General features: G+C 58.4%; 12 protein-coding genes. 4 read left to right on the top strand and 8 right to left on the bottom strand.

Going from position 1 to position 13,150, the window contains the following annotated elements; all coding sequences use genetic code 11:
- Positions 1–16 precede the first annotated feature (16 nt).
- From ACO6TI_RS07210 to ACO6TI_RS07195, 4 genes are all read right to left on the bottom strand, one after another.
- Positions 17–817: an FAD binding domain-containing protein gene (locus ACO6TI_RS07210; RefSeq protein ID WP_422384643.1), complete on the bottom strand. Its 801-nt coding sequence runs from the start codon at positions 815–817 to the stop codon at positions 17–19.
- Positions 818–886: 69 nt separating this feature from the next.
- Positions 887–3,247, bottom strand: coding sequence for a xanthine dehydrogenase family protein molybdopterin-binding subunit (locus ACO6TI_RS07205; RefSeq protein WP_104704362.1), 2,361 nt, complete (start codon positions 3,245–3,247; stop codon positions 887–889).
- Between the two features lie 135 nt (positions 3,248–3,382).
- The gene (locus ACO6TI_RS07200; protein WP_055391965.1) at positions 3,383–3,874 is read right to left on the bottom strand and encodes a (2Fe-2S)-binding protein; all 492 of its coding nucleotides are present in this window, start codon (positions 3,872–3,874) and stop codon (positions 3,383–3,385) included.
- Between the two features lie 129 nt (positions 3,875–4,003).
- Positions 4,004–4,663, bottom strand: a complete 660-nt coding sequence (locus tag ACO6TI_RS07195; protein ID WP_422384642.1) for an SRPBCC family protein — start codon at positions 4,661–4,663, stop codon at positions 4,004–4,006.
- A 185-nt stretch (positions 4,664–4,848) separates the two neighbouring features.
- On the opposite strand from ACO6TI_RS07195, the gene ACO6TI_RS07190 reads away from it, so the two are divergent.
- Together ACO6TI_RS07190 and ACO6TI_RS07185 are read left to right on the top strand one after the other, a co-directional pair.
- Entirely contained in the window at positions 4,849–6,045 is a 1,197-nt protein-coding gene (locus tag ACO6TI_RS07190; RefSeq protein ID WP_196901535.1) for an FIST N-terminal domain-containing protein, read from the top strand.
- Positions 6,042–7,394 carry a hybrid sensor histidine kinase/response regulator gene (locus ACO6TI_RS07185; protein WP_104704359.1) on the top strand — a complete coding sequence of 451 codons (1,353 nt, stop codon included), beginning with the start codon at positions 6,042–6,044 and terminating at the stop codon, positions 7,392–7,394. Before ACO6TI_RS07190 ends, ACO6TI_RS07185 begins: the two co-directional genes overlap by 4 nt.
- Before the next feature lie 17 nt (positions 7,395–7,411).
- On the opposite strand, the gene ACO6TI_RS07180 is transcribed toward ACO6TI_RS07185, so the two are convergent.
- Complete coding sequence (locus ACO6TI_RS07180; protein ID WP_422384641.1) at positions 7,412–8,140, bottom strand: response regulator transcription factor; 729 nt, start codon at positions 8,138–8,140, stop codon at positions 7,412–7,414.
- A gap of 395 nt (positions 8,141–8,535) precedes the next feature.
- On the opposite strand from ACO6TI_RS07180, the gene ACO6TI_RS07175 reads away from it, so the two are divergent.
- On the top strand, positions 8,536–9,354 hold the full coding sequence (locus ACO6TI_RS07175) for an alpha/beta hydrolase family esterase (RefSeq protein ID WP_422384640.1): 819 nt from the start codon (positions 8,536–8,538) through the stop codon (positions 9,352–9,354).
- A gap of 94 nt (positions 9,355–9,448) precedes the next feature.
- Here ACO6TI_RS07175 and ACO6TI_RS07170 read toward each other — a convergent pair whose 3' ends face one another.
- Genes ACO6TI_RS07170 through ACO6TI_RS07160 form a run of 3 tightly spaced genes read right to left on the bottom strand, consistent with a single transcriptional unit; the run spans position 9,449 to position 12,323 of the window.
- Positions 9,449–10,762, bottom strand: a complete 1,314-nt coding sequence (locus ACO6TI_RS07170) for a TRAP transporter large permease (protein WP_108875336.1) — start codon at positions 10,760–10,762, stop codon at positions 9,449–9,451.
- Complete coding sequence (locus ACO6TI_RS07165; protein WP_422384639.1) at positions 10,755–11,252, bottom strand: TRAP transporter small permease; 498 nt, start codon at positions 11,250–11,252, stop codon at positions 10,755–10,757. The genes ACO6TI_RS07170 and ACO6TI_RS07165 overlap by 8 nt, the downstream gene beginning before the upstream one ends.
- A 54-nt stretch (positions 11,253–11,306) precedes the next feature.
- Positions 11,307–12,323 carry a TRAP transporter substrate-binding protein gene (locus tag ACO6TI_RS07160; RefSeq protein ID WP_422384638.1) on the bottom strand — a complete coding sequence of 339 codons (1,017 nt, stop codon included), beginning with the start codon at positions 12,321–12,323 and terminating at the stop codon, positions 11,307–11,309.
- Positions 12,324–12,722: 399 nt separating this feature from the next.
- Here ACO6TI_RS07160 and ACO6TI_RS07155 point away from each other — a divergent pair, with 399 nt between their 5' ends.
- The gene (locus ACO6TI_RS07155; RefSeq protein ID WP_306362580.1) at positions 12,723–13,145 is read left to right on the top strand and encodes an acyl-CoA thioesterase; all 423 of its coding nucleotides are present in this window, start codon (positions 12,723–12,725) and stop codon (positions 13,143–13,145) included.
- Positions 13,146–13,150 lie beyond the last annotated feature (5 nt).

The following is a 13,150-nucleotide window of genomic DNA, read 5'->3' as shown; positions in this document are numbered from 1 at the left end:
ACTTCAGTTTCACCTCTTACCCAGCGGCTTTGACGGCGCGTTTTGCCATGACCGTGACGAGGTTTGCGCGGTAGGCTGCCGATCCGTGGATGTCGTGCAGCATGGAGCCGGCGTCGACCTTGATGTTTGCGACGGCGTCCGGCGACCAGTTGGCGGCAAGCGCCGCTTCCATGCCGTCGACCCGGAAGACGCCGTAGTGGCCGGCTCCGGTGACCGCCACCCGGACCGAGCCGTCCTGGTGCCTGGCCACATACACACCGGCCATGGCATAGCGCGAGGCCGGGTTCGGATACTTGGCATAGGCCCCCTTCTCGATCAGCGGGAAGCTCACCGAGACCACGATCTCGTCTTCATCCAGCGCCGTGTCGAACATGCCGACGAAGAAGTCCTCGGCACTGAGCGAGCGCTTGCTGGTCACAACCGTTGCCCCCAGAGCCACAAGCGCCGCCGGATAGTCCGCCGCCGGATCGTTGTTGGCGACCGAACCGCCGATCGTTCCCATGTGCCGCACCGCCGGATCGCCGATCCCGCCTGCAAGACCGGCAAGGCTCGGCAGCTTCGCCTTTACAAGATCGGACGAGGCAACCTCCGCATGGGTCGTTGCCGCCCCGATCGACACACTGCCATCGCCCTCGCTGATGCCGTTCATCTCGGCAACCTTCGTCACATCAACAAGATCGCTCGGCGCTGCAAGCCGCTGCTTCATCGTCGGCAGAAGCGTCTGCCCGCCCCCAAGAACCTTGCCGTCATCCGCCTTCGACATCAGATCCGATGCTTCGGCAACAGAACCTGCGCGGTGATAAGTCGTTTCATACATACCGGGTCTCCCCTAAATCTTCTTGTCCCGTGAACGGGCAGGCCCGGCCTGCCCGAAGATGTCTCGAACTCACTCGGCGGCCTGTTTCACCGCGCCCTGGCATAGCTGCCAAACCTTCTCGGGCGTTGCCGGCATCGTCAGATCATTCGATCCGAGCGCATCCGTGATCGCGTTGATCACCGCAGGCGGAGACCCGATCGCACCGGCCTCACCGCACCCCTTCATCCCAAGCGGGTTGCCCGGGCAAAGCGTCTCGTGCGTCGACAGGTTGAACGAGGGCACATCATCCGCGCGCGGCATCGTGTAGTCCATGTAGGACGCCGTCAGAAGCTGACCGTTCTCGTCATAGGCCGCGTTCTCCAGAAGCGCCTGGCCGATCCCCTGAACAAGACCGCCATGCACCTGGCCTTCCACGATCATCGGGTTGATCACCTTGCCGAAGTCGTCCGCCGCCACAAAACTCACGATTTCCGTCTGGCCCGTCTCCGGATCGATTTCAACCTCGCAAACATATGTGCCCGCCGGGAACGTGAAGTTGGTCGGATCATAGAACGCCCCCTCCTTCAGACCGGGCTCCATGCCTTCAGGTAGATTGTGCGCCGTATAGGCCGCAAGCGCCACTTCCGTGAACGAAAGCTTCTTGTCCGTGCCCGCAACCTTCAACTCGCCACCCTCGATCTGGATGTCGCCCTCGGCAGCCTCCATCAGGTGCGCCGCGATCTTCTTCGCCTTCGCTTCAACCTTGTCCAGCGCCTTCACGATCGCAGACATGCCGACTGCGCCCGACCGGGACCCGTAGGTGCCCATGCCGAACTGGACCTTGTCCGTGTCGCCATGCACGATCGAAACCGCATCGCTGTCCAGACCGAACCGCTCGCTGATCAGCTGCGCAAACGTCGTCTCATGACCCTGGCCGTGACTGTGCGAGCCCGTCAGAACCTCGACCGTACCCACCGGGTTCACCCGGACCTCGGCCGATTCCCAAAGACCCACACCGGCCCCCAGAGACCCCACCGCGGCTGACGGCGCAATGCCGCACGCCTCGATGTAGCAGGAAAGACCGATGCCCCGCAGCTTGCCGCGCGAGGCAGCCTCAGCCTTGCGCGCCGCAAAGCCCGCATAATCGGCAGCCTGAAGCGCCGCATCCAGCGTCGCGTCATAATCGCCCGCGTCATAGCACATGATCACCGGCGTCTGATGCGGGAACTCCCGAACGAAGTTCTTGCGCCGGAAGTCCGCAGGAGACAGACCCACCTCACGGGCCGCCGTCTCCATCATCCGCTCGACAAGATAAGTCGCCTCCGGACGCCCCGCACCCCGATACGCATCAACTGCCGTCGTGTTGGTATAGACCGTCTTCACATTCGCATGGATCGCCGGAATGTTGTACTGGCCAGACAAAAGCGTCGCATAAAGATATGTCGGCACCGAAGAGGAAAACAGCGACATGTAGGCGCCAAGATTGGCGATCGTCTTGACCCGCAATCCCGTGATCCGGTTGTCCGCATCCAGCGCAAGCTCCGCCTCAGAGACATGATCGCGACCATGCGCATCCGTCAGGAACGCCTCCGTGCGGTCCGACACCCACTTCACCGGACGGCCGACACGCTTCGATGCCCACAAGCACACCATCTCTTCCGGATAGATGTAGATCTTCGACCCGAAGCCACCACCCACATCCGGTGCGATCACCCGAAGCTTGTGCTCAGGCGCGACATTGTAGAACGCCGACAGAACAAGACGCGCAACATGCGGGTTCTGCGAGGTCGTATAGAGCGTGTGATGCTCTTCCGCATCATTGTAGCTGGCAAGCGCCGCCCGAGGCTCCATCGGGTTCGGAACCAGACGGTTGTTGCGGATCTCCATCTTCGTCACATGCGCGGCACTCGCAAAGGCCGCATTCACAGCAGCCTCGTCGCCGATCTCCCAGTCGTAGATCAGATTGCCTTCCGCTTCCGGATGGATCTGCGGTGCTCCGGGCTCAAGCGCCGCAACAGCATCAACAACAGCCGGAAGCTCCTCGTAATCGACAACAACCGCATCAGCCGCATCGCGGGCCTCCGCCTGCGTATCGGCAACAACAACCGCAATCGCCTGACCGACATGACGCACGACTTCCGGCTCAAGAGCCCGCCAGCCGCCCATCTTCATCGGCGTCCCGTCCTTGGAATGGATCATCCAGCCGCAGATCAGATTGCCAATGCCGTCACCGACAAGCTGGTCCCCCGTCAGAACCGCATCAACACCCGGCATCGAAAGCGCCGCACTGGCATCAATCCCGAGCACCTTCGCATGCGCATGCGGCGAGCGAACAAAAGCCGCATGGCCCATGCCAGGCAGAACCATGTCGTCCGTATACTGACCCTTGCCGGTTATGAAGCGCTTGTCTTCCTTGCGCAGCGCCCGGGCGCCGATCCCCTCAATAGCCATCTTCTCTCTCCCAAATATCAGCTCCGGGTACTCCACCCGTTCGCGCCGCGTCCTCCCGGCCCTCGGTGAGCTGATTGGTCCTAAACTGCCTCACGCGCCAACCCGGACACGCATCGAATTCCCAAACCAGGCCGCCTATTCAGCAGCCTGAGACATCCCCGCCATCTGATCCGACGCCGCCTTGATCGCCTTGACAATGTTGTGATAGCCCGTGCAACGGCAAATGTTGCCCTCAAGCTCATCGCGGATCGTCGCCTCATCCAGATTGCCGGCACCATGACGATTGATCATGTCAACCGCACTCATGATCATCCCTGGCGTGCAAAAACCGCACTGAAGACCGTGATGCTCACGAAACGCAGCCTGAACTGGATGAAGCGACGTCGCAGTCCCGATCCCCTCAAGCGTCACCACATCCGAACCAGACGCCTGAACCGCAAGCATCGTGCAGGCCTTAACCGCCTTGCCGTCAACATGAACAACACACGCACCACACTGAGACGTGTCACAACCAACATGCGTGCCCGTCAATCCACGAACATCACGTATGAAAGAAACAAGCAAAGTACGGTCCTCAACATCCGATGAAACCGTCTTCCCGTTCAAGACCATCGATACCTTCGACATAAAATCCTCTCCCTAATTACATTTCCAGAGTCGCCCCAAGGACGTCCTCCAGACAACAAACCGGTTTGACACCGCGTTCTTTTCCAGATCGACCGGATACCGGCCATACCTGCAGACCCGGCTCCTCCCTCAAAGCATCACGGCGAGGATGATGACCACCGCACCGAGTGCGACAAGCCCCCAGACCAGCGGGCCGCCAAAGACTTTCGAATCGTCAGCTGGTTCCGCTCTTCCCGGGCTCTCCGGTAAAGGTTCAACCGAAACCGCGGCGGTCCGGGAAACGACCGGCTCAAGTGCAGGTGCAGCCTCGCCGGCGGCTGCTGTTTCCGCTTCCATTGCCGACTCGGTCTTGCCACCGACCGTTTCGGAGAACTTGCCAAAGAAATCCGCTGCCATCTTCTTCGCAGTCGAATCGATCAGTCGGCTTCCCAGCTGTGCAAGTTTTCCGCCGACCTGTGCCTTTGCGGAATATTCCAGCATCGTGCCGTTTTCCACTTCGCTCAGCTTGACTTCGGCACCGCCCTTGGCAAAGCCTGCAACGCCACCCTTGCCTTCTCCCCTGATCGTGTAACTCTCGGGCGGGTTGAGATCCTCAAGCGTGACCGCTCCCTTGAACTTCGCCTTAACCGGTCCGATCTTCGTCGTCACCGCAGCATTCATTTCCGTCTCGGACGTCTTTTCCAAGCTCTCGCAACCAGGAATGCAGGCTTTCAGAACCTCAGGGTCGTTCAGCGCGCGCCATACCTCTTCACGGCTCGCCGGAATCAATTGGCTGCCCGAAATATCCATAGTGTCCTCCCACCTGAATATCTTAAAAAATCAGGATCACTAGAAAAGAACAGAGAATTGCGACTGTACACTGTACTTTAGGCCGGGTCGGGTCCCGCTTTACAAGTTTCGGATTCTAAAGCTACAAATTGAGCGTGGTGACGGATTGCCCGAAAACAAGGGACGCCGCACCGCGGGAGGAGAGATTGAACCCACACTTCGGGACGCGCCACGAGTGCGGCGTGGTGGTGCTGACCACCAGTCCGCAGGAAGAACATTCATTCTGGGTCGATATCGGAACGGCCGCCCGGTCGGGACGATACGCAATCGGACTGCTGTTTTTTTCACAAGACTGCTTCCCGGCCGATATGATCAAGAACCGGATGGCCGAACACGCACCGGAACTGACTTACGCCGCCTGTTCGACTGCAGGTGAAATCGGAGGGCCGGACGAAGAAGTCGGTCAATGTCTGGCCGTTTTGTTTCCAAAGGACCTTTTTCTGGCGACCGCGGTGCGCATCGACGGGATCCGTACCATCGGCTTCGACCGGATCGTTGCACAGGTCAAGGAGGCCCGGCAGACATTCGCGAATACCGGCGATGCGCTTTCGGGAACGAACGAACCCGGAGACGTATTCGCCATCTGCCTCATCGACGGCATGTCGGTTGTCGAGGAAATGGTAACGGCAGCGCTTCACTGGGCACTGGAGGATATCCCCTTGCTTGGAGGATCGGCCGGAGACAGCATGCGCTTCAAAAAAACGTCCCTGATCCTCGATGGTGAAATCGGAGACAATTGTGCGATCGTGCTTTTCTTCCGCAGCATGGTTCCATTCAAGATCTTCAAAACCGACAATTTCGTTCCGACCGATCGCAAGCTTGTCGTGACGAGTTCCGATCCCGAGCGCCGCATTATCTACGAATTCAACGCCACGGAAGCAGCTGCGGAATATGCCCGTGCCGTCGGCATCGATCCGGCAGCCCTGTCGCCGATGAGCTTTGCCTCCCATCCGCTGGTGGTGCGGGTCGGCGGCGAGTACTATTGCCGATCGGTCCAGAAAGTGAACCCGGACGGGTCGCTGTCCTTTTTCTGTGCGATCGACGACGGCATCGTTTTGACCGTTGCCGAGCCAACCGGCATGACAAGATCGACCAACGAGGCCTTCGAGAATGTGGTTGGAGAAATCGGCGATATCGATTTCGTATTGGGGTTCGACTGCGTCCTTCGCCGGATCGACGCACAGAACCGTCAGGCAACACAGAGAATTCAGAAGATCTACCAGAAGTACAATGTTGTCGGTTTCAACACCTACGGCGAACAGTATCTGTCAATGCATCTCAATCAGACCTTTACCGGAATTGCTTTCGCACGCCTTCCTGAAGCTGCGGGAGAAGCATCATGAGCCTGTCCGACATTGACGACGTCATCCGACTGCAGAAGATCAACGCCGCGCTGGTGGACCGGGTCGAGCAGGCAATGGACCAGCAGAGAAACGCCTTTTCGCTGTTCCAGACCGCAATCTCCCTGGAAGGGCAGGTGCGGCGGCGCACGGACGAACTGACATCAACGCTCCGTACGCTCGAGGAAACCAATATCGAACTTGCTCGTCAAAAGGATATTTCAGAAGGTGCCAACCGATCGAAGACGCAGTTTCTCGCCGCTGCAAGTCATGACATTCTCCAACCGCTCAACGCGGCACAGCTGACGATATCGTCCCTTTACGACCTGCAGGTTTCAGAGCAGGCCCGCCTGATGGTGAACCAGGTCGAACGGTCACTGGACACCATGAACGAGCTGCTACGTACGCTGCTGGACATCTCGAAACTCGACGCCGGCGTCACCACCCCCCGTTTCGCGTCGGTGCCCATTCCGCCGATTCTTGCCAGTCTCCTGTCCGACCTGCGCCCCATAGCGGAAAAAAAGGGGCTTCGTCTGCGAGTCGCCGTGACCAACGATTGCGTCTACACGGACCGCCTGATGCTGCGGCGCGCGCTTCAGAACCTGATTACGAATGCCATTCGCTACACGGACCGTGGCGGCGTTCTGATCGGAACGCGGCGGCGTGGAGACGACATCTCGATCGAAGTCATCGATACCGGAGCGGGGATCCACGAAGACCAGCTAGAAATGATCTTCGAGGAATTTCACCGCGGACCGCTTCCTCAAGGCGACGCGGAGCACGGAACCGGGCTGGGCCTGGGTCTTGCGATTGTCAGACGATTGGTGACCGCGCTCAATCACAAGGTCTCCGTGCGCTCGGTTCCGGGAAAAGGGAGTGTCTTCCGTATCCGTGCCAGGCGGACAGACGCCCCACCCTCGCTCGTCAGCACGGTTCCGGTTTCCGTGCCGTCTCCGGCAGCCAATGCAAATCTCGCCGGGAAAAAGATACTTGTGATCGAAAACGACCCGGCCGTACTGGAAGCCATGGAAGGATTGCTTGCCAAATGGGGATGTCACTACAGGATAGCGCGGTCAACGCCCCAGGCGCTTGAGGCGCTTGAAGGAATGACCTGGTTGCCGGATCTGATCATTGCCGATCATCATCTCGATTTCGGACATCTGGGGACGGACACGCTGGAGCGTCTGTTTGACGTTATGCCCTTACGGGTCCCGGCGATTCTGGCAACAGCCGATTCATCGCAGACACTCGTGGAACACGCAAAACATCTCGGTGTCGAACATCTGCCCAAGCCGGTCAAACCTGCTCAACTCCGGGCTCTGGCAACTCACCTCATCAACTCGAACAAGTAACCTGTGCCTGCGTCGTTTCAACTGTGCTGCGGCACCGGCTTTTCGCCCGGGTGCGCCGTTGCGCTGGTGTCGAACGGTTCTGCGGTTCCGAGAGCCTCCAGCTTCTTCACTTCGATGACTGCCTGCGTTCGGCTTGAAACACCCAGTTTGCGCAGAATTTCCGAAACATGCGCCTTCACGGTCGTCTCGCCGACCTGCAGCTCATAGGCGATCTGCTTGTTCAACAGTCCATTGCAGATCATCCGAAGAACCCGGATCTGCTGCGGCGTCAGACTGGACAGTCGCTCGATCATATCCCGTGTCACGTCATCAAGAGGTTCGTTATTTGCGGTGCTGTATTTGTCGGGCAGATAGGTCGCGCCGTTCATGACCTGCTGAATTGCGTGCGCCAGCGTGGCCTTCTTGGAGGACTTCGGAATGAACCCGGCCGCGCCGTAGGCCATTACCTGGGCGACGATCGGCGCATCTTCCGATCCTGAGACGACGACGACCGGAAGCCTCGGATAATGCGCTCTCAAGTGCAAAAGCCCATCCATGCCTGTCACACCGGGAATCGACAGATCCAGAAGCGCAAGGTCAAATCCTTCATCGTCATCCAGCAGTTCACAGGCGTCCTCCAGCGACGCGGCGTCAAGCGCATCCGAATCGGGATAGGCAAGCTCCACGGCACTGTGAAGCGCTTCCCGGAAAAGGGGATGATCGTCAATGATCAGGAACCTCGTGGCGCTGCCACGCTCAATTGACATGCCTCTCTCCTCCAGGCTGTGGACAATTGCAGCGGTCGTTTCACATCTTCATGATCGTGCGGCAGCCGGAACGCGTCCGTCCGACAAGCCGCCGGATGTACCGAGCCGTGCCCTGTCAGGACATCACCGATCATGCGCGTTTCAAAACCCTGCATAATCCGTGCTGGTTCGGGTTTGTGCCTCTCCCGCAGCATTACCACCCATGTCCCAGGCAATCGGTCGGGCGACGATACTCGAACCGGCCGGGAAGGACCAGACCCGGGATGGAATGACACGGACACTCTCCTGGCAACTGTCGCTTCATCAACAGCAACTAACAGCGTTTTGAGTTGGTCCAGTGGTGCGCGCACCTTAAGCTCCGATCGTCGATCCCAAAGGAAAATTGGTAACTGCCCATGAGATTTCTGACGGTCGCCGGTCTTTTGTTCATGACCTTTGGTTTTGCCTCCGGTCATGCCCAGGAACAAAAGGACCATCCCTGCGGGCTGGAAGCGGCATGCAGCGTTGACGAGCGATTGTATCGTGCAAAGCCGCCAGAGGGTTGGGACGGCAAACAAGCGCTGCCGGTTCTGATCCATTTTCATGGCTGGAAACGCGATTCCAAACATCCCCTGAAAAACCCGAAGGTTCTGAGCGCGATCAACCAGAACGGCGCACTGCTGGTGGCGCCGGAAGGTCTTGGCCGAACCTGGGACTTCTGGGATCGCGGCAACCGCGACGTCCCGTTTGTTCGCGCCGTGATCGAAGATGTGGCGAAACGGTATCCCGTCGACAAAAGCAGAATCTTCGCAACGGGCTTTTCCTACGGCTCCGCGATGGCCTGGCGCGTGGCGTGCGATTCCGCAGATCTGATCGCGGGCATTCTGCCTGCCGCCGGCACGCTTTTCAGGCAGGAAAGCATGACATGCCCAACCGGACCGGTAAATGTCATGCATGTTCACGGTTTCAAGGACAATGTCATGGACCTGCCGCTCGGGCCAGACGGTGATCCGAACGCTGCCGTCGACCTCTGGCGCCGGACAAATCTTTGCGCGGCGGAGCCGGACGGACAGGAAACGCTGAACGGCCACGACTGCCGTATCTGGTCGACTTGTCAAAGCGGCAAGGAAGTCATGTTGTGCCTTCATCAGCGGGGCCATATCGTTCCCAAGGGCTGGATCGCCACCGCCCTGGAACGGGCCCTCAAGAAATACAGGCTCGGCGAGAACTCCTGACAGCATATTGCCGGATGAACACGTTGCCGGAAGCTCCGGACACGCCAGCCCTTTGCGTGCCGGATATGATCTGCCGGCTCTTGCCGGAACCGGGTCACATCTGGTTCGGAAGAAACAGGACAAGGGCGGGCAGCGACAGCAACAGAAGCAGCCTGACGATATCCACCATCCAGAACGGCGTCACGCCCTTGAAGATCGTTGCAGTCGGCACGTCTCTTACCACCGCCCTGAGCACGAACACGTTCAGGCCCACCGGCGGCGTGATAAGGCTGATTTCGGTAACGACCACCACGATGACGCCGAACCAGATCGGATCATAGCCAAGCCCCGTAACGATCGGAAAGAAGATCGGCACCGTCAGGAGCAGCATGGAGAGGCTCTCAAAGACACAACCGAGCGCAATATAGATCAACAATATGATGCACATGACCATCCAGGGCGGCAGGTCGTACGCGGTCACAAGGTTGCTGAGGGCGGCCGGAAGACCTGCAACGTTGACGAAATTCGAAAAGATCCAGGCTCCGATCAGAACGGCAAAGAGACCGGCCGTCGTCATGGCGGTTTCCCGGAGCGCCTCGAAAGTTGTCGATATCGAAAGACGGCGCCGGGCTATCGCAATCAGAAAAGCTCCCATGGCGCCCATGCCGGCAGCTTCGGTCGGCGAGAAACTCAGGTTGAGAGGTGGAATATCAAAGACACCATACAACCCGCCGATCACCAGAAAGAATAGCAGCAGGACTGCCCAGACATCCTTCAGGGCGGACAGTTTTTGCGCGCCGGTTGCGCGCGGTCCGGCAGGTCCCGCATCCGGATCGCGCCAGACCGTGAACTTCACGGCGACCAGATAAAGCAGGATACCGATGAGGCCCGGGATCACACCGGCAACAAACAGCTTGCCGATGGAGGTTTCCGTCAACAGGCCATAGATGACGAGGATGACGGACGGGGGAATGAGAATACCGAGTGTCCCGCCCGCTGCAATCGACGCAGTCGACAGCTTGTCGCTGTAACCGAAACGCCGCATTTCGGGCATCGCGACCTTCGACATGGTTGCAGCCGTCGCAAGGGACGAGCCGGAGATGGCGGCAAAACCACCACAAGCGACAATGGTTGCCATCGCCAGTCCGCCACGAAGATGACCGAGAAACGCGTTGGACGCTGCATAAAGCTCCCGGCTGATCCCGGCCTTGTTCACAAACAGGCCCATCAGGATAAACAGTGGCACAACGGACAGACCATAGTCCTGGCTGGTGTCGATGATCAGACGCGCCGCCATGGAGATCGACGCCCGATAGCTGGTCTCGATCATAAAGCCGATCATGCCGACAAAGCCCATGGCAAAGGCGATGGGAATGCGCAGCATCACCAGGACCAGCACCGCTGCGAAACCGAGAAGACCTTCAAGCATGCGGTGCGCTCATCAATTTCGGGGCAAAAAGATATCCGAGACCCCGGACGATCAGGACAACGGATGTCACGGCAGTCACAGCAGCGATAAACCAGCCCACATAATGAAGGGACACGCCAAGATACTCCATGACATCGCCGTAGGATCTGCTGCGCTCAGCCAGAACGAAGACGCGTATTGCCGGCCAGATCAAGATCACGCCGCAAAAAAGGTTGGTAAATGCATCGCGCCAGCGCGCGAGGTGGTTCCGCTTGAAAAATCCATCAAGCAGATCAACGCTGATATGCCCACCTTGTGCCGAGACAACCGGCAACACCGAAAATACCATGATCGCCATCAACAATCGGGTCATGTCCGCGGCCACTTCAATCGGGGCGTTGAACACCGAGCGAAGCACGACATCGCAGAATGTCATGACCATGAGCACGAAGAGAGCAAGCGAAGCGAGGATGGCCTGCAGGCGGACCGCAAGCTTTAGGAAGTGCGACACAAGAGATCCCTTTGAAGCCGAAGGCCCGGCGCGAAGCCGGACCATCGGGTTTCGTCAGTTTCCGGCCATCTCTTTCTTGACCATTTCATAGGCGGACTTGGCATCCAGTCCGGCGTCCTGAAGCTCGGCCAGAACCTTGTCGGTCACATCCTTCGAGATCTTTTCGAAGGCAGCAACGTCGTCTTCGCTGGCAGGCGTTATCTTGGTTCCTTCGGCGTTCTTGGTCGCTTCATAGGCGATCTTGTCCGACTTGTCCCAGGCGGCACCCGCCATGCGGCTGGCCGGCTCTCCGAAGACTTTTTCATCGAGCGCCTTTTGAACATCTTCCGGCAGGCTGTCGAAAGTTTCCTGGCTCATGATGATGGCAAAGGAGCCACGGTAAAGACCACCAGGCATGTCGTAAAGGTTCTTGGCAACCTCGTTCAGTTTGAAGCCGACACGCTCGCCCACGTTCATGGCGACGGCATCGGCAGCTCCTGAGTCCAGGGTTTCGTAAACCTTGGGTGCGGGAACGTTGATGCCGATCAGTCCGAGGGCAGCGCCCACGTCGCCGGCAACACCACCGCCAATACGGGTTTTCAGACCGTTCATATCAGCCAGGCTTGCGACGTCCTTGCTGGAATGAATCTGTCCGGGACCGTGGGTATTCAGGGAAATGACCTTCACGCCGCGATGCTCGTCGAGAGCGGCAAGATGTGCGTCGTGAACACGCCAATAGGCGACGGAAGCCGCTTCTGCGCTGCCCTCGTATCCCGGCAGTTCGATCAGTTTGGTTCCTACAAACCGGCCCGGCTGGTAACCGTGAAAGATGATCGCCACGTCCGCTGCGCCATCAAGTACAAGGTCCATTTGCGCCGGTGGTGGGGCAAGACCGAAAACCAGTTCACCCGTTACTTCACCACCCGTCGCATCTTCCATCATGTCGACAAGGCCGGCAAATATCTCGGTATTGATGCCATGAGTTGGCGGCAGCCAGCTCGAAATCTTCAAAACGGTTTCGGCGGAAAGCGCCGATACGCTCAAGCAGAGCGAAACAGCCGTTGCCCCTGCAATCCTGACAAGCGAATTCATTTTCCTCTCCCTCGGAATGTGTGTCTCACTTCAGGGCTTTTCCTCCTCGCCCGAGACCAGACTTCAAATCTTCCCTTCAACCCGGCTGCTTGTCAAGAAATATGAAACTGCATATATTTTTTGCAACCTGTGAAGAGTCTTGTGACAAGAGACTACAACCCAAATCGTCAGTCGCGACAGTCGATCAGACGATGAAAACGTCAGCCGTCCCCTCGCTTTGCGCGATCATTCGGCGACCTGGCACGATTCTCTCGTTCGAAATTCACCGCATTCGTTTCGGCTGATGTATTATTGACCGACCGGACGATAAATGCAAACACAAATGTCGTGCATTTTCAATTCTTGTGCACCCGGCGCGCAATCCATTGTATATCTGGGAAATCAATTGGGAGGAAAGAATTGGAAATTCCCTTCAAAACCAAACGCATGCTCAATTTCGGCGATTGTGACATCTCCGGCACCGCCTATTTTCCATCATACCTAAACATCCTGAACGGTGTGAACGAGGAGTTCTGGCTGCATCTGGGCTTTCCGTGGCACAAGATCATCTGGGAGGAACGCTGGGGCACGCCGACGGTCCACATTTCGAGCGACTTTTCCAGTCCCTCGTTCTTCGGCGAAGAGCTGGAATTCGAGGTAACAGTCCAGCGCGTGGGCCGGTCGTCGGTCACCTTGCATCACGAGATCAACTGCAAGGGACAGAAGCGCTGGTCGAGCACTCAGGTGCTCGCGGCGAGCAACCTGGACGAACATACATCCATTCCGTGGCCGGACGACGTCAAGGAAGCCCTGCTCGCGTGCATCCAGGAAGACAAAACCTGAACGGG

Source organism: Roseibium album (assembly GCF_965233825.1).
Taxonomy (GTDB): Bacteria; Pseudomonadota; Alphaproteobacteria; order Rhizobiales; family Stappiaceae; genus Roseibium; species Roseibium album.
Note: the sequence above shows the minus strand (reverse complement) of the source record. Positions and strands in the feature narration are given on the sequence as shown.

Bases quoted from the DNA above. Each gene is read 5' to 3' on its own strand.
- ACO6TI_RS07210 (WP_422384643.1), bottom strand. From the start codon at position 817: ATGTATGAAACGACTTATCACCGCGCAGGTTCTGTTGCCGAAGCATCG.
- ACO6TI_RS07205 (WP_104704362.1), bottom strand. From the start codon at position 3,247: ATGGCTATTGAGGGGATCGGCGCCCGGGCGCTGCGCAAGGAAGACAAG.
- ACO6TI_RS07200 (WP_055391965.1), bottom strand. From the start codon at position 3,874: ATGTCGAAGGTATCGATGGTCTTGAACGGGAAGACGGTTTCATCGGAT.
- ACO6TI_RS07195 (WP_422384642.1), bottom strand. From the start codon at position 4,663: ATGGATATTTCGGGCAGCCAATTGATTCCGGCGAGCCGTGAAGAGGTA.
- ACO6TI_RS07185 (WP_104704359.1), top strand. From the start codon at position 6,042: ATGAGCCTGTCCGACATTGACGACGTCATCCGACTGCAGAAGATCAAC.
- ACO6TI_RS07180 (WP_422384641.1), bottom strand. From the start codon at position 8,140: ATGTCAATTGAGCGTGGCAGCGCCACGAGGTTCCTGATCATTGACGAT.
- ACO6TI_RS07175 (WP_422384640.1), top strand. From the start codon at position 8,536: ATGAGATTTCTGACGGTCGCCGGTCTTTTGTTCATGACCTTTGGTTTT.
- ACO6TI_RS07170 (WP_108875336.1), bottom strand. From the start codon at position 10,762: ATGCTTGAAGGTCTTCTCGGTTTCGCAGCGGTGCTGGTCCTGGTGATG.
- ACO6TI_RS07160 (WP_422384638.1), bottom strand. From the start codon at position 12,323: ATGAATTCGCTTGTCAGGATTGCAGGGGCAACGGCTGTTTCGCTCTGC.